The sequence below is a fragment of the Riemerella anatipestifer ATCC 11845 = DSM 15868 genome (assembly GCF_000252855.1).
Taxonomy (GTDB): Bacteria; Bacteroidota; Bacteroidia; order Flavobacteriales; family Weeksellaceae; genus Riemerella; species Riemerella anatipestifera.
On the sequence record NC_017045.1, the window covers coordinates 275,138 to 294,257 of the forward strand.

A 19,120-nucleotide genomic window follows, 5' to 3' on the forward strand; every position below is an offset into this window, starting at 1 on the left:
AAGATTCAGTTAATGAATTACATTATTATTGATAGTTAATATCTATCAATCAAAAAGAATTTATGAGTTAAACATTATATTTAGCTAAAGTTTCTTTGATACGCTTCATTGCTTCTATTATCTGTTCATCGGAAGTGGCGTAAGATAAGCGAATACAGTTGGTATCTCCAAATGATACACCTCCAACAGTAGCCACATGAGCTTTTTCTAAAAGGAACATCGCAAAATCATCAGAGTTATTGATGGTAGTATCCCCCAAGGTTTTTCCAAAATAGTAAGAAACATCAGGGAAAAGATAGAATGCACCTTTAGGCAGATTACATTTAAAACCTGGTATTTCGGATATAAGTTGATGAGCTAGGTTTCTTCTTTCTTTAAACTTATCTATCATAGGTTGTAGTTCTAATGGCTGCATTTCTAATGCCGTAATAGAAGCAATTTGTGCAATGGTATTAGCCCCAGAAGTTACTTGCCCTTGTATTTTATCGCAAGCAGATGCCAACCACTGTGGAGCAGCAGAGTAGCCTATTCTCCAGCCCGTCATAGCATAAGCCTTAGAAACACCATTGATGACTACCGTCTGATTAAACACTTGTGGAAACTGGGCTATAGAAGTATGTTTACCTTCGTAATTTAAAAACTCATAAATTTCGTCGGAAATTATCACAATCTCTGGATACTTAGCTAAAGTATTAGCAATAGCTTCCAATTCTTCATAGGTATAAAAACTTCCAGAAGGATTACAAGGCGAACTAAATAAAATCGCTTTAGTCTTTGGAGTAATGGCAGCTTCTATTTGTTTAGGAGTTACCTTAAAATCAGTTTCTATAGAAGTTTCTATAAAAACGGAATTCCCACCCATCATTCTTACCATTTCGTCGTAGCTTACCCAATATGGCGAAGGCAAAATGACTTCATCTTCGTCGTCTATAAGAGCGGCTAATACATTAGAAATGGACTGTTTAGCTCCCGTAGAAACACAAATTTGACTAGGAGAGTACTCCAAATTATTATCTCTTTTTAACTTATTACAAATAGCTTGTCTAAGTTCAGGAAATCCTGTTATAGGAGAGTAATGACTATAATTATCATCAATAGCTTTTTTAGCAGCTAATTTTATTTTTTCAGGAACATCAAAATCGGGTTCCCCCAAAGTCATACTAATAACATCTATACCTTTCGCTTTCATAGCACGGGCTTTATTAGACATTACAAAGGTTTGGGAATAGCTCAGTCTCTCAACGCGTTTAGATAATTTGCTCATAGTATATTTTTATTAGCAACAAAATTACGGATTTTGATTAAACATTTCACCATATTTATGGCTTAAATGTAAAGCTAAGTTAAATCAAAATAAATAATTATTTTTGCTAAAAATATCATCGCAATGAATAACACTTCTGATTCTAAATTTAAAAAATGGCTTAAACGAGTAGGTTGGGGAGGACTAATCTTCTTTACCGCAAAAGGGTTGGTTTGGTTAGCTGTATTTTATTTCGGTGCAGATGCTTTAAAGGGATGTGTGAATAATTAAACTCTGTATAAAATTTCTTTAAACTAAGTTATACTGCAAAACAGCTGTGAATTTTGAAATAAACCTAAGCTATAAAAAAGTATAATGAAACAAAAAAGCCGTTGAATAGTTTTAAAGTTTGAAATTATTTAACTACCCGTTATTGTAAATATCAAATATGATAAACTTTGAAAACCATTTGTCAGAAATTTTAGACTTACCAGATACTTGTCTTGATTTTTGTAAGGATGAATACGAAATAAAAAATGTTAAAAAAAACACCTTTTTATTAGGAGAAGGAGAGGTGGCTAAATGGGCTGTTTTTGTAGAAAACGGACTTTTAAGAATGTATTCTATAGACACCCAAGGTAAAGAACACATCATTCAGTTTGCTCCAGAAAAATGGTTGCTTTCAGACAGAAATAGTTTATTCTTTGATGAAAAATCTAAATTCTATATAGAAGCAGTGGAAGATAGTCAAGTCTTATTACTAAAACCTTCATTTTTTGCTCAAATAATAGAAAAGTTTCCACAAACAGCAGCATCACAAGAGATGTTGTTACAAAAACACATCAGAAATTTACAAAACAGAGTTAATTCCTTATTGGGTGCAACAGCCGAAGAAAGATACTTAGATTTCATAAAAATGTATCCCGATATTTTGCAACGAGTACCACAATGGATGGTGGCTTCCTATTTAGGGATTACCCCAGAAAGTTTAAGCAGAGTTAGAAAGAATATTGCAGAAAAAGGGAAACTTTAATCTAAAGATAACTTTCTTTAGAAAACCAAATTATTTTTCTAAGTCTTATATTTGCGGAATGAATCAGCAAGATACCATTTGTGCATTAGCTACAGCCAATGGAGTAGGAGCCATAGGCATTATTAGAGTTTCAGGAGATAACTCTATTAACATTACAAATACTATTTTCAAAGGGAAAGATTTAACTAAAGTTGACTCTCACACGCTTCATTACGGATTTATAGTCCAGGGCGAGGAAGTGATAGATGAAGTTATGATAAGTATTTTTAAAGCTCCAAAAAGCTTTACTACAGAGGATTCCGTAGAGATTTCGTTTCATGGGTCGCCTTTCATTGGTAAAAGGATTTTAGATTTATTGATAGCCAACGGTTGCAGAATGGCTAAGGCTGGAGAGTTTAGTATGAGAGCCTTTTTGAATGGTAGGATAGATCTTTCTCAAGCCGAGTCTATAGCAGACCTTATAGCTTCTGAAAGTGAGGCAGCAAGAAAAGTAGCCCTAAACCAACTCAAAGGTGGTATATCTAATGAGATTTCTATTTTACGGAATGATTTACTTAATTTTACTTCTCTTATAGAACTTGAGCTTGATTTTGCTGAAGAAGATGTAGAATTTGCTGACCGAACTGAATTGACTCAATTATTACAAAAATTAAAGTCTAAACTTGGTGGTTTATTAGAAAGTTTCCAATACGGAAATGCCGTTAAAAATGGAGTTCAAGTAGCTATTATTGGTAAGCCCAATGCAGGAAAATCTACCTTGCTAAATGCTTTACTAAAGGAGGAAAGAGCCATAGTTTCTGATATTGCAGGAACTACTAGAGATACTATAGAAGAAGTATTGCATATTGGTGGACACGCCTTTAGATTTATAGATACTGCAGGAATTAGAGATACCGCCGACAGAGTGGAGAGCATAGGTGTAGAAAAGGCTAAAGAAAAAATAAATACAGCAGATATTCTACTATATTTATTTGATATAAAAGACAGTACTCCTAACGAAATTATAAATTTCATTACCTCTTTAGAGCGTCCAGACCTTAAGGTTATTTTACTCCAAAATAAAATAGATTCTAGTAATGAAACAGAAATCAATGATTTTTGGAAACAGTTAAAAGAGGTTCTCGTTCCTAATTTTACTCAAACCATTTTGGGAATTTCGGCTAAGGAAGAAAAGAATATAGAAATTTTAAAAAACGAACTGGTATCTTATATAGAGGAATTAAAAACTTCTGAAAGTACCATTATTACCAATCAGCGTCATCAAGAAGCATTACAAAAATCGCTTCTTTCGGTACAAAAAGTGGAAGAAGCCATCACAAATAGAATTTCTACTGAACTTTTAGCCTACGAACTTCGTGCCGCTATGGAGTATCTTGGTGAAATTTCTGGAGAGTTTACCAATGATGAAGTGTTAGGCAATATCTTTGGGAAATTTTGTATTGGAAAATAGCCTATGTTTTTGCAATAATTTAAAAATAAACATCTTATATGTTTAATTATCTAAATTACAGTATTTTACGTTTAAAGTTTTTGATACCTTTTGATGCTTTTTGTTTTATTTTGATACTTTCTTAGGGTGTAATGTGGGGTACAGTGTTGTCTGCAAAGGTGGATTGGGGTACTTTTAGGGTGGTGATGGTGGAATTACCTAATGGCAAATACTGAGCGAAATTATTAACAGGTAACCAAACAAAAAGTGTAAATGAGTAGCAACATTAGAGTTAATAGGCTTTGTAAGCATTGTGGGAAGACATTTATAGCCTCCTCATCGTCCAAAGGAAGTGCTTATGAAAAGTTGGTTGCCGAAATTTTTAAACAATTAGATTTTGAGGTGGAAATTTTGGATCAAGGGAATGGAAGAAATTCCGATGCATAAAATTTAGAGTAGATAACACCGCTTTTTTGGTAGATCTAAGCCTATTCTAGTGGTTATAGTTTGGGAATAGATGACAGAGCGATAAAAGAGTATATCAATTATTATTGTCCAAAACTAAATAATGATGGCTATAAGAAAGTAGGATTTATTATCGTAAGTAATTAGTTTAAATCAAATTTTTATTAACGAAATTACTTGGAATACAGATATTAAACGTTTTATATTACTGACATCAGAGGCATTGTTATATCTGTTGGCATATATATAAAACAAAAGACAGAATTCCTCCTACTACGATAATTGGTACTTTGGTAAGTTTAGGTAATCCAATAGAATCCCAAAACATTATAGAAAAGTTTGATTATATTTAATTGATAACCTCAATGGTGACGAGTGATATTATCATTTAATATTTACTAAAAGTTTGTATAACTTTGACAATACATAAGGAGGAGATAACTCTTGATAATGTTTTGAAATAGTTTATAAATATTTAATTTATAGTAAATTGCTATAAAAAATATTAAGTTTCTCAATGTAAACACCTATAATTTGGTGAATACTTAGTTGAATGTATGATATAATATCTAACTCTAAATAAAGTCAAAATGAAAGCGAAGGTATTTATTGGTATGTTATTTTGGATGGTAACTAATCTATTAATTGCACAGACTACTAATGTTAGTCAACGTTTGACACAAGAGGGAGCATTAAAATTAGCTGAACAGGCAAATTTAGAAGCTCAGAAATTAAATAAAAAGATATCTATAGCTGTGCTAGACTCATCTGGAGTTACACTTCTACTATTGAAAGGAGATGATGTAGGGGTTCATAATACTGAAGCTTCACGAAGAAAGGCCTATACATCTGCTTCAACTAAGACTTCCAGTTGGGATCTGATGCAAAAAGCGGCATCTGATCCGACGGCTCAAAACTTAAACACTCTTCCTGAGCTACTATTGCTAGGGGGAGGTGTGCCAATTTGGAAAAGTGGGATTCTAGTAGGTAGTATTGGTATATCAGGAGGAGGAAGTGGAGAGAATGATCATAATATTGCTAAAAAATCAGTAGAAAATTTAGGTTTTACAATTCAACGATGAAAAATATTACTTTAAGTTTTTTTTGTTTTATATTGTTGAGCTGTAATATGCTAAATGCTCAATTAAAAGTTTTATATAAGCCCATATTAACGAGTGAAATGGCTATACAAATAGCACAAAAGTCGTTTATGGAAGCTATTAGAAATGGATATCAGATAAGTGTAACCGTCGTGGATCGATCGGGGCAGACATTAGCTGTACTTAGGCATCATAATGCTGGTATACATACCTTAAGAGCTAGTTACAAAAAAGCATTTACCGCAACTTCTCAAAAAAGAGAAACAGCTGAGATCGCTCAGGGTATCAAAAATGGAACTATACCCGAAGATATTCGTTATTTGGATGAGAATATTTTAATCTTAGACGGGGGAATCCCTATTTGGTTAGGTGGAGAAGTCGTAGGAGGAATTGGTGTAGGGGGAGCACATGGTATTGAAGATGTGAGGCTTGCAAAAGTGGGGATATTAGCAATTGAGACAAACCAAATAAATAGGTTAGATTAAAATTTCAAAAAAGGTAGATTTTTGTACTAAAAATAGCAATAAAGTATATCAATAGGGAGATTAAATGGTAACTAATTTTTTAAATTTATATATTATGAAAAAGAGTTCTTTCTTAGTATTAATACTTGCTTTTACAAGTTTTATGTTTGCACAAGAAGCAAAATACCAGTTATCAAGTCATATTTTGGATATTACTCAGGGACAACCAGCTTCTGGAGTTACGATTAGTCTGTCAAAAATGAATAATACAGGTAATTGGATAAAAGTTGATGAAAAAATAACCGATTCAAATGGGCGAATTAGAGATTTTTTGAAGGAAGAGAAAGATATAAATCATCAAGGAATTTATAGGTTAACTTATTTTACAAAACCTTATTTTGACAAATTAGGACAAAAAAGTTTTTACCCATTTATTGAAGTAGTATTTGAAATAAAAGATAATAGTCATTATCATGTTCCAATAACTTTAAGTCCATATGGCTACTCAACATATCGAGGTAATTAATAGTTATCACTATCTTAAAATTAACAAAAAATCCAAGAGTTTACTTCTTGGATTTTTTTGTTAAATTAAATTTAAAATAGTTATTTAGCTGTAAAACTTACTTGCAAATCCATATCGTCTTTGATGACTACATCTTTCATAGAAGATTGGTAAGCTATATCCCACTTTTGTCTATCAATAGAGAACTTATCCGAAGTTAAGGAAACTCCCTCTTTGTTTACGCTTACCTTTGCAGGGAAAGTTACGGTATTGGTTTTGCCCTTTACGGTAAGTGCTCCCGTAACAAGGTAGTTGTAATCTGCCTTTCCTGTCTTTTTAAGAGAAGTGATTTTAAAACTCCCCGTAGGATATTTTTCTACTTCAAAAAAATCTCCATTTTTAAGGTGGTCATTCAGTTTGGTTTGGCGTTCTCCTGTGAGATCGGTCGCGTTGATGCTTGTCATATCCAAAACGAAAGTACCTCCTGCAAGTTGGTTTTTCTTTAGTACCACAGTACCATTTTTTAGATTTAGTGTTCCATTGTGAGAGGAAGCGTCGGATTTCATCACCTTATAGCCCCACCAGTTAATATTGGCTTTTTCTACTTTTAGATTTTTGGTCTGAGCTGTAAGTAGCCCACCTGCCATAACGAATAATAATGCTATTTTTTTCATTGTTTAATGATTTTACTAATGCAAATATACATTTATTCTAATTCTAAATTATTGACCTATGTTAAGAAATTTAGAAATTGAGGTTCATAATATCTAAGCCGATTTGTATTCCGTTTTTAGAAGGGATAAGAGCGTCATCGTTGAATATTGGAGTAAAGTCTTTTTTAATAAAAAGATTGAAACTTCCATAACCTAGACTAAATTTAGCTCCGAACAAAAACGAATTTACACCATAATCCACTTTGTTTTGGTATTTTTTGAACTGTCCGCCTTCGTTGTAATATTTCACTTTAATTAAACTTCTTAGGTTGATGCCTCCGTAAGCTCCAAAGCCTATACGCCATTGTTTTTTGCTATTATCTAGATAAGATTTCCCTTTGTATTCTGTATAGCTAGGGTTCAGCACATACTGAAACTCTACAGGAAATGTAAGATAGGCGTGGCGTAGTTTGGAGCGTTTTAAAGAGCCTTCTTGGAATTCTGATAGTTGGAGATGTCTATTTTCTTGTTGAAAAACTAGAGGATGTTTCGGCATATAGGTATCTGATCTATATGCTAATCCGTAACGAATGAATAATGGACTGGTGGTATTGCCTATTTGTCTTTCCTTTCTGGCTTGTATTTCAAAGCTGTGAGAATTGCCTATACGCATATTAGAAGTGGTTTCAAACGGATTAAGACTTCCTGTATTTTCAGTTAGGTTGAGAAAGGCGTAGGAGACAGATATACTAGATTTTTTAAGCAATGACGCTGGGGTTTTCTTTTTGCTAGATTTAATATCTATGCTGTTTTTTCTTATGACAAAAAAGCCTCTTATAGTATCATTTTTAGGAGAAAGTACTCTGTGTCTTACCTGTTCTTTAGTAAATTCTTCTAAAGTTTTTTTCTCTTCTTGGATTTTGGTGTTAATGCGTTGTTCGTACTTACGGGCAATTTCTGACTTTTGGTTCAAAAGGTTTTCGTGTGAAAGTTTTTTTTCGGAATAAAGAATTTCCAAAGAATCTATTTCTTTATTCATAAGCTGTTTTTCCGATAGTACAATGCTATCTACTTTTTTGCTGTAAGTTTTCAGTTTGTTTTCCTGAGCAAATGCCATAGCAGCGCATACTATGGTGCTAAATAATAAAATTTGAGTTTTCATAATGTGATAAGTTTTTAATCTAAATTTTATATTATTTTTCTTTTGAATACACTTTTACACCGAGAATTTCCACTTCTTTGGGTTCTTTAATTTCAATAGGGAAGGCAGATTCTTTAGTGTTTTTATCATCTACTTTTCCAAGTTTAGATTTACTTTCTGATTGATTTCTCTTTTCTTTGCCTATTTCTCTGCCAAAAAGCAATAGGTCTGCTGTTACATAAGTTTCTTCCTTTTTTTGTTCAGTCGATTTAGCTAAAACTTCAGAATTAGATGGAGTATTTCCTAAATTTTTTATTCTTAAACTATCTTTATGTGCAAAGTTATTTTTAGCAATAGCTTGATAATTATTTTTTTCTACTTTTAGTTGATGTTTAATTTCTGTTTCAAAATTTCCTTCTATTAGTAAATTTTCTTGTGGAGTGGTGCTTTCGGTAGTACTTTCCACTGATGTTTTTGTAGTGGTAGTTGGATTAGAAACAATAGCGTTGTTATGCTCTGGAATGCTAGGTGTATTTAATTTCCATAATAAACTTCCAAGGCTGACTAAAACTAAAAACACAGCAGCATATCTCATCATTTTTTTGATGCTGAAGATAGGAGTTGTTTTTTCGTTTGTTTCTAATTTTTCTTCTAGCTTTTCCCATAGCATAGGAGAAGGCTTTTCGGAAAGGTTTTCGTAGCTATGCTTTAAATTTTTATTTTCCATAAGATTGTTTTTGAGTGATGAATTCTTTGAGCCACTTTTTAGCTTTATTAAATTGACTTTTGCTAGTTCCTTCTTTTATGTTGAGGATTTCTGCAATTTCGGAGTGTTTTTTTTCTTCAAACACATACAGATTAAATACAAGTTTATAGCCCAATGGCATTTCTGATAACAACTCTTCTATCGGAATATCCAATAAATGATTTTGTGTTTCTGTATCTTCTGGTTCGTCTTGTAGGTCATCGTTAATATCTTTCTCTATGTATAAAATGTGTTTCTGTTTTCGTACGATGCTAATGGCTTCATTTATAACAATTCTTCTTAACCAAAAAGGAAAAAACTCTGCTCCCTTACAAGTATCTATTTTAGTGAAAACAGTATAAAAAGCCTTTAATAAAGCATCTTCCGCATCGGATAAATTGTTAGTGTAAGATTTTGCTATGGCTAACATTTTACCCGAAAAAGCATCATAAACTTGCTTTTGTGCCAGTCGGTTGTTTTGTTTTAATAAGTTAAAAATCTCTTTTGAAATCACGGTTATTAGTTTCTTCTATTCATAAGACGGCAAAATAATAAAAAGGTTGCCTCATCTGAAAATTAAAAAATAAAAAAAGTCATCAAAAATTTTTGATGACTTCTATTGATTAAAATAAAACTAAGAAAATATTATTTTCTCACTCTCTTTTTTGTAGTTGTTTTAGTTGCTTTTGGCGTTTCTGACTTCTGAGTAGTTTTGTAGAAATTATTGTAAGCATATTCTGCAGCTTTGTAAGTATCTATAACGCCACCTGCTCTAGAAATTAAATCAAAACGATTGTTAGTATTTGAGTTAATCATAGCATTTACGGTAGATTTATTAGCCGTTTTTACTAATGACTCTATAATCTGCTCTGGAGTAAGGTTAGGCATATAAGCCAAAAGCACCGCCGCTGCACCTGCTACTACTGGCGAAGCCATAGAAGTACCTTGTAGATATTCGTATTTACCATCTGGAACTGTAGAGTAAATTTTATCTCCAGGAGCAAATACATCTACCATTTTACCATTGTAGTTAGAGAAACCAGCTCTTAGAAACTCATTGTCATTTGTACTAGCTCCAACTACTATCATGTTGTTTATGAAAGGTTTTTCATCAGTTGGTTTGTAGAAGTTAGTAGGATAGTACACATTTTCTTCTATGTTTTCGTTTTCGTTACCTGCAGCTTTTACAAGGAGTACTCCTTTTTCTTGAGCGTATTTAAAGGCGTCCCAAACATATTTTTTGCCTGGAGAAACAGGTTTCCCAAAGCTCATGTTTAAGATTTTAGCTCCATTATCTACAGCATATCTAATAGCATTAGCCACATCTTTATCTCTTTCGTCTCCGTCTGGTACCGCTCTTACGGTCATTATCTTAGCTACCTTAGATGCTACACCATACTGTACTTCTTTACCATGAGGATATCCAGCAATAATACCAGCCACATGAGTTCCGTGCTGAGCATCTGGACCTTCGTAATGGTTGTTACCGTAGTACTTTTCAGAATAGTCTTCGTAGTTATCTCCTACGATTTCTTGTCTTGTATCAAAATCTAGATTATATTGCTTGGTGGCCTGCGTTTCAAAATGCTTTAAAGCATCGTTAATCTCTTTGCTTAAAGTTTCTTCTACTTCTTTAGAAGTTTTGCCTTGCATTTCTTTAGATGCTGCCATTTGGTTGAGTATCTGCAAATACATTGCTTCCTCTTGAGAAGTAGGTTTTATAGTAGCTAAATTTTCTGCAGTTAAAGTTTTATCTCCTAGAACTTTAGCAATGGCAGAAATTCTAGATTTAAACTGAGAGTAGTATTGGAAACTTTGTTGAGCTTCAATTCCTTTTTTGTTGAAAATCTCTTTGGATTTCATATACATTTCAAACTCTTCAGGCATTTGAGCTTGATTAGCTTTGTTTTTAGAAGAGTCATCACCTTCAAAGATAGGCTTGTATTTCTTAACCACTCTAGTTACTTCTAGATTATCTACATCTACATCGGCTGTTCTTCCTCCCATAAAATTCCAACCGTGGATATCGTCTATGTAACCATTACCATCATCATCTATCCCATTATTAGGAACTTCATTAGGGTTTTTCCACATATTTTTTGCCAATCCTGGGTGGTCTACTTCTACGCCACTATCTAATACACCTACAACCACAGTTTTAGGCTTTAAACCTTTAGATTCTAAAAATTTATAGGCATTGTTGGTATTTACTCCATAAACATTAGTCGCGGAGAAATCTTTGTGATACCAAGTTTCTGTGTCTTTATCTCTTTTTTCTTGTGCTAAAGTTAAATTCAGTCCTGCTAGAAATAAAGCAGCAATCATTATTTTCTTCATTGTTTTCTATTTTTTAAGACTTATATAATACCGACTTTCAAGTATTATACCATTTTAATTTTTTAGTTTAACATTTCTAATATAAGTCGTGGCTTCTGGACCAATGTTACAGATTAAATCTAAAATAGATAAATCTTCTAAAAACCCTAACTTATCAGAAAAGGTTTGATAATATTCGTTTACTTCATAAGAAGTAGGCTGTTTGGCAGAAAAGCAGTCTCTATAATCTTCTCCTTCAATTTCTTTCTCGTAGCTTTCGGAAAGCTGAAAGGTTTTATCTGTCTTTAAAATATCTTGAATTACTTCTAGAGCCTTTAAATTAAAATCTTTTAAATAAGTTTCTTTAGATTGAAATATTTTTTCCAGTTTAGACTCATAAAACTCAAAATAAGGCGAAGTCTGGTAAGCTATTTTTATAGATTTCCAATGCAAACTCTGCCAATTTTCGTCATAGGAAATTTCCAAATCTTTCAAAGCTCTTTTCCCATTATGTTTTATTGGAATACTAAGGGATAGTTTACCATTAGCACCATAAATATTAGCTCTATTTCTGTAGGTTTGTTTTGGAAAGTTTTCGTGTTGTTCTAGAATTATAGGTTCTTCCGACAAAAACTCTGACCACCAAGAAATAGGAGGGAGGTAAAACAAAGGTAATAGTTTCATCTAGTCGTCTTTTTTCTTTTTGAATAATTTAGAAATATACTCCCAACCGAAAAATAATCCAAGAATGATAGCAGCTATCCACCAATAAGAAGTTTTGTTAGCCTCTCCTGTATTAGTAGCTTTAAACATTCTGTCCCATCTTATTTTTTTAGGTCCTTCATCAAAGACACCTTGCAAGCTCATCCAAGTAAACATTGGTTTTCCTACAATGTATTCTTCTGGTACAAATCCGAAAAATCTTGCGTCTAACGAAGCATCACGGTTATCACCCATCATAAAGTAATAATCTTGTTTGATGGTGTACTCATTAGCTTCTTTACCATTGATGTAAATTTTCCCGTTTTTGTTCTCTAGTTTATTATGTTCATATTTAGAAATAATCCATTGGTATTCAGGAAGTGTTTCTTGATTGATTTTTACCACATCACCTTTTTTAGGAATTCTAATAGGTCCGTACCAGTCTTGATTCCAGTTTTTATTGATTGGGAAAATGGTATTAGTGGTATCAATTTTAGTCTGTTGAGGATTAAGGTAAGAAATTGTTTTTTCACCTTTTTCAGAAAGTATTTCTTCCGCTTTTACAAATTCAGGGAGTTGTTTAATATCTGCTAATAACTTATCTGTAAGCCCTTGGAAATGGTAAACATAGCCATCAGTAGTAGCTCCTTCTTGTAAAGGTAAATATCCCAAACGATTCCAAAGTTGATTAACATCTATCTGCTGAGAAGTATATACAAGATAAGAAACTTGGTTTTCTTGGTCGCCCAGAATAACCTCTGGCTTACCATTGATGAAAAGTCTCCCTTTTTTAACCTCTAAGACATCACCGCCTACAGCTACACATCTTTTCACATAGGCATCTTTTCGGTCTATAGCGGTATGCACAGAATCTTGTGGATAGTTGAATACCACAATATCATTACGCTCTACTTTCTCCCAACCAGGTAGTCTAAAATAAGGTAATTTAACGGTTTCTACATAAGACTTAGGGTCGTCTTTTGGATTTTTAGGTTCTCCCGTATCTATTATTGTTCCTTGCAAAAATGGTATAGCTAAAGGTCTCATCGGCATTCTGTAGCCATAGTTGAGTTTATTAACAAACAAGAAATCTCCCACTAACAAAGTACGCTCCATAGATCCCGTAGGAATACCAAACGGCTGAGTAATGAAAGTATGTATTACTGTAGCAAACACTGCCGCAAAGGTAATAGAACCTAAGAAAGATTCTTTTTTCTCTTCTTTTTCTTCTCCACTTAGATAGAAGGTATCTTTTTCTTCAATTTCAGTTTTAGGACTGTAGTTAACCGTTGCCATATAGATAAATGGCAATACTACCGTAAGAATTTGACTTACAATATCTGTTTTCCCGAACTTCTTCATAAGATGTAAGTGAAAAACAGACATCATAATAGGACCTACAATAGGGAAGTAGGATAATACTACCCACCATTTCGGCTGTTCGGTTTCTTTTAAAACTATAAAGTAGTTATAAAATGGTATAAAAGCAAAAATAGGATTGTATCCCATTTTCTTAAACAGTTTCCATGTAGAAACACCCATTAGTACAGAAAGAATGAGTACAAAAACGGTATATTTTAATATATAATCCATTGGTTTATTTTTTTATTGAATTTAATCATTATTTATTGAAATAGAACATCTTTCATACTGAAGTTTCCTTGCTTGCCTATAATCCACTCGGAAGCAATTACAGCCCCTAGTGCAAATCCATTTCGGTTAAAAGCAGTATGTTTTATTTCAATTTCATCAACTTCGGAACGATAGAACACACTGTGAGTACCAGGTACTTCGTCTTCTCTTATGGCTGTAATGCCTAAGGCTTTATCTTTAGTTTCGTCTAGTTTCCAACTGTCAAAATCAGTATGTTTTATAATGCCTTCTGCTAAGCTAATTGCCGTGCCACTAGGAGCATCTTTTTTGTGGGTATGATGAATTTCTTCTAACTGACAACCGTATTCTCCAAAGTTATTCATTAGTTGAGCAAGTCTTTCATTTAGTTCAAAAAATAAATTAACTCCAAGACTAAAGTTAGACCCATATAAAAATGCAGTTTTGTTGCCTTCTGCTATTTTTTCTATTTCAGGCTTTCTTTCTAACCACCCTGTTGTACCACAAACTACAGGAATATTAAGTTCAAGACAAGTTTTGATATTTTCGAAAGCGACTTCTGGATTAGAAAATTCTATTACCACATCGGGCTGATTAAGATTTTCTAGGGTAGGAGATTCATTAAGCCTAGCGACCACTTGATGTCCTCTTTGGGTGGCTATTTGGTCTATAATTTTCCCCATTTTACCATATCCTACTAGTGCAATTTTCATAAGTTTTGTTTTTTAAAATCTATAATTGAGTGAAAACCCTAATTTTCCGTTTTGTAAGCCCCATTGGTCACTGAGTAGAGTAGGAGCAATGGCTAAATCTGGGTCGTTTCTTTGTTCGTGTAGATGAGCGTCCACAACGGCATCAATAATATTAAGTATGTAAATTCCTGCCGAAATGGCGATGGCATAATCTCTTTGGCGTTTCATACGGTCTTGCGTATTTCCAAGAACGGTAGCATCTACACCACTAATGCCAGAAAATTCGTGCGGCTGATTGTTAAGCTCTGCTACAAAGGCTTTTCGGTAGCGTTCGTAATTGTTTTGATTCCAAATGGCAATGCCCACGCTAGTACCTACCGCACCCCATACAATAGGGATTTTCCAATATTTTTTGTTGTAATACTGCCCTAAACCTGGTAACACCGCAGAATAAAGCCCTGAAAGTGTGGGATTGTAAGTTTTGAGAATAGATTTATTAGCATTAGCTTTTTCTATTTCTTGTACTACCTCAGTCTCTGTTTTGGAAATATGAAGAGTATCTACATTAGTGTTCTGAGCTAACCCTAGCGAAACGAATAATAAAGCTAAAAAACTAAAAACCTTAGACATTAAATTATTTTTCAAAAGCATTTAAAATTCGTTCTAGCTCTTCTTCATTATTGAAATCAAAAACTATTTTTCCTTTCTTCCCGTTGGCAGAGGCTTTAATATCTACCTTTATGTCTAGCAAATCAGAAAGGGATTTTTGAGTTCTTTTTAAATGGTTAGGAAGCTCTCTTTCTACTTTATTTTTTCTCTCTTTAGGATTTTTTAGTCCAGATGCTACGGCTTCAGCTTGGCGGACATTAAGTTGTTCTTTGATGATTTTATCAAATAACTCTTGTTGTAGCTTTTCGTCTTGAAGGCTTATAATGGCTCTTCCGTGTCCTGCTGAAATGGCTCCAGTTCTAATAGCTCCTTGTACTTCTGGGCTTAATCTTAGAAGGCGGATATAATTAGTAATCGTACTTCTTTCTTTACCAATACGCTGACTTAGGTTTTCCTGTGTCATACCTATTTCTTCAAGCAACCTTTGGTAAGTTAAAGCAATTTCAATAGCATCTAAATCTTCTCTTTGGATATTTTCCACAAGAGCCATTTCTAGGAGCTCTTGGTCGTTTACCAAACGAATATAAGCAGGTATAGTTTTTAATCCTGCTATCTGGGAAGCTCGGTATCTTCGTTCCCCTGAAATAATTTCAAATCTAGCACCGTCTTTTCTAAGCGTGATAGGTTGTATCACTCCTAGGTTTTTGATAGATTGTGCTAACTGATTAAGAGCGTCTTCGTCAAAGTAAGTTCTAGGCTGGTTAGGGTTAGGATAAATATCTTCTATGTTAATCTCTACGATACTTCCCATAATCTGCTTCGCACCTTCGTCTGTAGCAGTGTTTATGGTTGCCTTTTTTTCAGCATTTAATATCGCTCCTAAACCTCGCCCCATGGCTCTTTTTTTATCTTTCATTTAATAATGATTTAGATTTAATATTTTTAGTTTGATACTTTTTCTTCGTTTTTAAGTAAAACTTCCTCAGCAAGTTGTATGTATTGTATAGCACCTTTACTCTCGGCATCGTACATTAGGATACTTTCTCCAAAACTAGGTGCTTCACTAAGCCTTACATTACGGTTGATAACGGTTTCAAAAACCATATCAGGGAAATGGGTGTTTACCTCTTCTACGACTTGGTTGGATAGTCTAAGCCTACCATCATACATTGTTAGAAGAAGTCCTTCTATATCCAAATTAGGGTTGTGTATATTTTGGACGTTTTTGATGGTATTAAGTAGTTTACCTAAACCTTCCAGCGCATAATACTCACATTGGATAGGAATAATAACAGAGTCTGCGGAAGTAAGTGCATTGACTGTGATAAGCCCTAAGCTAGGAGCACAATCTATAATGATGTAGTCATAATCGTCTTTAACTTCTTCTAGAGCTTGTTTTAGCATGTACTCTCTGTTGTCTCTATCTACAAGCTCTATCTCGGCAGCAACTAAATCTATGTGAGACGGAATAATGTCTAAATTAGGAGAACTCGTAGGCACAATACATTCTTTAGCGGTAACGCTGTGTTCCAAAAGATTGTAAGTAGAATACTGTACTTCCTCTATGCCTAGTCCAGAAGTAGCATTGGCCTGAGGATCTGCATCTATAATCAAAACTTTTTTCTCTAAAACGCCTAATGCCGCAGCCAAATTCACGGAAGTTGTAGTTTTCCCTACACCTCCTTTCTGATTAGCAACACCTATTATTTTACCCATATTTTTGATTTAAGTCCCAAAAATACAATTTTTTTAATGCAGTCTCAATTTTCAAAATATAAAAATATGTTAATTTGTTTGTAATGAATACTTTAAACTTATAAAAAATTATCCACAATTTTAAGGTAATTGTGGATAATTGATTGGTCAAAAATTGTAATTATTTATCATTCAAACTTTATAGATACAGGAATTCTGAAGTAAGAACGTACTGCCTCTCCCTTAATTTTAGCAGGAGTCCATTTTCCTTTGACAGATTTTATGGCTTTTTCAGCTTCCTTATTAAACATATTGTTTTGTCCCTCCGCTTTCACATTGGTAATAGTACCATCTCTTTCTACCACAAATGTTACCATTGCTTTTACAAGACCTTCCTCTCCAGCCATTGCTTCATAATCAAAATTCTCGCTTACTTTAGCTCTAAAAGAATCTATACCTCCCATAAATACAGCATCTTCGTCCACTACGGTTTCTATAACATTATTGGGTTTAACTACTTCTGGCACTGTATTATTAGTAACTGTTCCATTTCCAATGTTAGGTTTGGTAGGTGCAATACTAGTGGTAGATATAATTCCTTCTTTATTTTCAAAACCAGATGCCGCTGTTTGTAGAGTTTTAACACTTGGTAAAGGTTTTTCTATAGGCGGATTAGCCGTAGGTGTAGGGACACGAGTATCCGCTGTTTTAACTTCTACTGTTTTTTCAATTTTCTTAACCGATTGTACTTTTGGTATGATGGGTTTTACTACTTTATCTTCTTTTATTACAGGGTCAATAGGTTTTATCTCTATTTCTACGCCTTTATTGGTAGTAATATGTACTTTTTTTGTTTGCAAATAAGCATAGGTTCCTCCAATGAAAACTCCAAATACAGCTACTCCTGAAAATAAAGCCTTTTTGAGATAATAATCAGCTTCTGCTCTGAGAGAATAGGCCCCATAAGCTTTATTTCTACCCGCAAATAAGAGCTCATTTAGAGCTTTTTGTTCGTTTTGGTTTTGTGAAAAAGTTATCATTTGTCATAAAATTTAAAATTAATACTAAATAAATCTACAAATGATTATTAGTTTTGAGGCTTTTTGCAAAAAGTAATTTGTGGCAATCAATTTTATTGCCAAAATTAATTTTAAATATGTAAAATGATATTCTTAAAAGTATATTTTAGATGTAAATAAACATATCTTACTATCTATTGATACCTCTTATGCTCTTGATTCTTTGAGAATTTCTGTATTATAGGTTTAAAGAAAGCTTTATACTTTTCAGCATCTAAAATTTGCGAATCTGTAAGTGCTTTTACAGTAAACCATATACCTAGAGGAGCTAGTATTAAGTTTGGGAGCCATGCTGCTAAATAAGGGTTGAGTTTCCCTTTCCAAGATAGATTTTCAACGGTTAAGTTAAGAACATAAAAAATAATGAATATGACAATCGCAATAACCACAGGAAAGCCAATGCCTCCTTTCCTAATGATGGAGCCCAAGCTAGAACCAATAAGGAAAAATATGATGCAAGTAATGGAGAATGAAAGTATCCTCTGCTGATACATAATCATCTTGCTACGTTGTTTAAGCATCTCGTATAACTCAGGGTCTTTATTGCTTTTTTTGTCCTCTTTAAGAGTGTTTATTTTTTGATATGCATTATAAAGAATCTCTATTTTCTTCTCTTTTTTTAGCGTATCAATTTTAAAAGGTTGTGTAGCTTTTTTATTTTTTGATTTATCTAAATAATTGACATAAAAATTATTCTGAGCCACTAGCTCGTTACTAATATTATCAAACCTAGTCTTTTGCTCTTTTTCTAGCTGAGCGATAGAACCATTGATGTCTAGATAGGTTTGGAATTGATAATTTTCGGTAATTTTTTCTTCTTCTATGGCTTTGTTTACAAGTTCACTTACGTCAAAATGGGCTACTAAACTATCGAATTTTATACTTTTGTTAGGTTGTTTAGTCCTTTCATTATAATTGTAGCTAGTATTTTCATCTTCATAAACATAACCTTTATATAAGATGAGTTTTAGATAGTTTCTGTTTTGTGCAGGTACAAACTTCCCTTTAGGAGCAATAATAGTTTGTTGTGGATTGTTTCCATTTACTTCTTTATGGATGATGATGCCTTCTAAATTCTCGCCATTTTCTCCAGAAATTTTATCAAATTTTACAGATGCTCCAGGTATTGCTCCGATAAATTGACCTGCAGTAAAGTTGAGTGCAGGTTTGGTAACCGCAATATTGTAGAGCATATTTTTGGCTTTTCTGTTGAAATCTGGAATTACATTATTAGAAAAGATAAATAAAATGATGGAGAGTAGCGTTACAACGAATATGAGCGGACGCATAATTCTAAATAACGAGATACCTGCCGCTTTCATTGCTGCGAGTTCATAGCGTTCACCAAATGCTCCGAAGGTCATTATGGAAGAAAGGAGTACCGTAAGAGGGAGTACCATATTAACTACGCTAACGCCCATATAGAACAAAAGTTTGCCTATTTCAAAGGGAGAAAGCCCTTTTCCTGTAAACTGATAGAGTTTAATCCAAATGATATTAACCAAGAAAATAAAAAACAATACGCTGAATATGAACAAAAACGGTCCAAAAAAAGTTTTAATGATATAGCGATCTAGTTTTTTCAGCATATGTTTATGATTACAAAATCAATTTAAAAGCCACAAAGATAAAACCTCT

The 19,120-nt window shown here is 33.3% G+C and carries 21 protein-coding genes; 7 read left to right on the top strand and 14 right to left on the bottom strand.

The features are described 5' to 3' along the window. Window positions 1–67: 67 nt before the first annotated feature. Window positions 68–1,264 carry a pyridoxal phosphate-dependent aminotransferase gene (locus RA0C_RS01485; protein ID WP_004919140.1) on the bottom strand — a complete coding sequence of 399 codons (1,197 nt, stop codon included), beginning with the start codon at window positions 1,262–1,264 and terminating at the stop codon, window positions 68–70. A gap of 123 nt (window positions 1,265–1,387) precedes the next feature. On the opposite strand from RA0C_RS01485, the gene RA0C_RS10440 reads away from it, so the two are divergent. The 7 genes from RA0C_RS10440 to uraH all read left to right on the top strand — a co-directional run bounded on the left by RA0C_RS10440 (window position 1,388) and on the right by uraH (window position 6,260). Next, window positions 1,388–1,534, top strand: coding sequence for a hypothetical protein (locus tag RA0C_RS10440; protein WP_004919138.1), 147 nt, complete (start codon window positions 1,388–1,390; stop codon window positions 1,532–1,534). Between the two features lie 157 nt (window positions 1,535–1,691). Then, complete coding sequence (locus tag RA0C_RS01490; RefSeq protein ID WP_004919136.1) at window positions 1,692–2,276, top strand: Crp/Fnr family transcriptional regulator; 585 nt, start codon at window positions 1,692–1,694, stop codon at window positions 2,274–2,276. A gap of 58 nt (window positions 2,277–2,334) precedes the next feature. After that, window positions 2,335–3,726 carry a tRNA uridine-5-carboxymethylaminomethyl(34) synthesis GTPase MnmE gene (mnmE, locus tag RA0C_RS01495; RefSeq protein ID WP_013446692.1) on the top strand — a complete coding sequence of 464 codons (1,392 nt, stop codon included), beginning with the start codon at window positions 2,335–2,337 and terminating at the stop codon, window positions 3,724–3,726. A 252-nt stretch (window positions 3,727–3,978) separates the two neighbouring features. Continuing rightward, window positions 3,979–4,152, top strand: coding sequence for a hypothetical protein (locus RA0C_RS10445; protein ID WP_004919133.1), 174 nt, complete (start codon window positions 3,979–3,981; stop codon window positions 4,150–4,152). Between the two features lie 644 nt (window positions 4,153–4,796). Then, window positions 4,797–5,252, top strand: a complete 456-nt coding sequence (locus RA0C_RS01500; protein WP_228481919.1) for a GlcG/HbpS family heme-binding protein — start codon at window positions 4,797–4,799, stop codon at window positions 5,250–5,252. Then, the gene (locus tag RA0C_RS01505; protein WP_004919130.1) at window positions 5,249–5,755 is read left to right on the top strand and encodes a GlcG/HbpS family heme-binding protein; all 507 of its coding nucleotides are present in this window, start codon (window positions 5,249–5,251) and stop codon (window positions 5,753–5,755) included. The genes RA0C_RS01500 and RA0C_RS01505 overlap by 4 nt, the downstream gene beginning before the upstream one ends. Before the next feature lie 94 nt (window positions 5,756–5,849). Next, window positions 5,850–6,260 carry a hydroxyisourate hydrolase gene (gene uraH, locus RA0C_RS01510; RefSeq protein ID WP_013446693.1) on the top strand — a complete coding sequence of 137 codons (411 nt, stop codon included), beginning with the start codon at window positions 5,850–5,852 and terminating at the stop codon, window positions 6,258–6,260. 80 nt (window positions 6,261–6,340) lie between these two features. On the opposite strand, the gene RA0C_RS01515 is transcribed toward uraH, so the two are convergent. The 13 genes from RA0C_RS01515 to RA0C_RS01575 form a co-directional block, all read right to left on the bottom strand. Beyond that, window positions 6,341–6,913, bottom strand: coding sequence for a YceI family protein (locus RA0C_RS01515; protein ID WP_004919126.1), 573 nt, complete (start codon window positions 6,911–6,913; stop codon window positions 6,341–6,343). Between the two features lie 70 nt (window positions 6,914–6,983). Continuing rightward, window positions 6,984–8,054 carry a porin family protein gene (locus RA0C_RS01520; protein ID WP_004919123.1) on the bottom strand — a complete coding sequence of 357 codons (1,071 nt, stop codon included), beginning with the start codon at window positions 8,052–8,054 and terminating at the stop codon, window positions 6,984–6,986. 31 nt (window positions 8,055–8,085) lie between these two features. Further along, window positions 8,086–8,760 carry a hypothetical protein gene (locus tag RA0C_RS01525; RefSeq protein ID WP_004919122.1) on the bottom strand — a complete coding sequence of 225 codons (675 nt, stop codon included), beginning with the start codon at window positions 8,758–8,760 and terminating at the stop codon, window positions 8,086–8,088. Further along, window positions 8,750–9,292 (bottom strand): RNA polymerase sigma factor, encoded by a 543-nt coding sequence (locus RA0C_RS01530; RefSeq protein WP_004919120.1) that lies wholly within the window; start codon window positions 9,290–9,292, stop codon window positions 8,750–8,752. Before RA0C_RS01530 ends, RA0C_RS01525 begins: the two co-directional genes overlap by 11 nt. Before the next feature lie 131 nt (window positions 9,293–9,423). Continuing rightward, window positions 9,424–11,115 carry a S8 family serine peptidase gene (locus RA0C_RS01535; RefSeq protein ID WP_013446694.1) on the bottom strand — a complete coding sequence of 564 codons (1,692 nt, stop codon included), beginning with the start codon at window positions 11,113–11,115 and terminating at the stop codon, window positions 9,424–9,426. A 54-nt stretch (window positions 11,116–11,169) separates the two neighbouring features. Then, complete coding sequence (locus RA0C_RS01540; protein WP_004919117.1) at window positions 11,170–11,778, bottom strand: WbqC family protein; 609 nt, start codon at window positions 11,776–11,778, stop codon at window positions 11,170–11,172. Beyond that, window positions 11,779–13,389 (bottom strand): signal peptidase I, encoded by a 1,611-nt coding sequence (lepB, locus tag RA0C_RS01545; RefSeq protein ID WP_004919116.1) that lies wholly within the window; start codon window positions 13,387–13,389, stop codon window positions 11,779–11,781. It abuts the gene before it with no gap. Window positions 13,390–13,421: 32 nt separating this feature from the next. Further along, a complete protein-coding gene (gene dapB, locus RA0C_RS01550; protein ID WP_004919114.1) occupies window positions 13,422–14,120 on the bottom strand; it encodes a 4-hydroxy-tetrahydrodipicolinate reductase in 699 nt (232 codons plus the stop codon). A gap of 12 nt (window positions 14,121–14,132) precedes the next feature. Continuing rightward, a complete protein-coding gene (locus RA0C_RS01555; protein ID WP_013446695.1) occupies window positions 14,133–14,729 on the bottom strand; it encodes a DUF5683 domain-containing protein in 597 nt (198 codons plus the stop codon). 4 nt (window positions 14,730–14,733) lie between these two features. Further along, window positions 14,734–15,624 (bottom strand): ParB/RepB/Spo0J family partition protein, encoded by an 891-nt coding sequence (locus RA0C_RS01560; protein WP_004919111.1) that lies wholly within the window; start codon window positions 15,622–15,624, stop codon window positions 14,734–14,736. A gap of 26 nt (window positions 15,625–15,650) precedes the next feature. Then, complete coding sequence (locus RA0C_RS01565; protein ID WP_004919110.1) at window positions 15,651–16,424, bottom strand: ParA family protein; 774 nt, start codon at window positions 16,422–16,424, stop codon at window positions 15,651–15,653. Window positions 16,425–16,591: 167 nt separating this feature from the next. Continuing rightward, window positions 16,592–17,443, bottom strand: coding sequence for an energy transducer TonB (locus RA0C_RS01570; RefSeq protein ID WP_004919109.1), 852 nt, complete (start codon window positions 17,441–17,443; stop codon window positions 16,592–16,594). Between the two features lie 173 nt (window positions 17,444–17,616). Next, window positions 17,617–19,071, bottom strand: a complete 1,455-nt coding sequence (locus RA0C_RS01575) for an LptF/LptG family permease (RefSeq protein ID WP_004919108.1) — start codon at window positions 19,069–19,071, stop codon at window positions 17,617–17,619. Window positions 19,072–19,120: the final 49 nt, after the last annotated feature.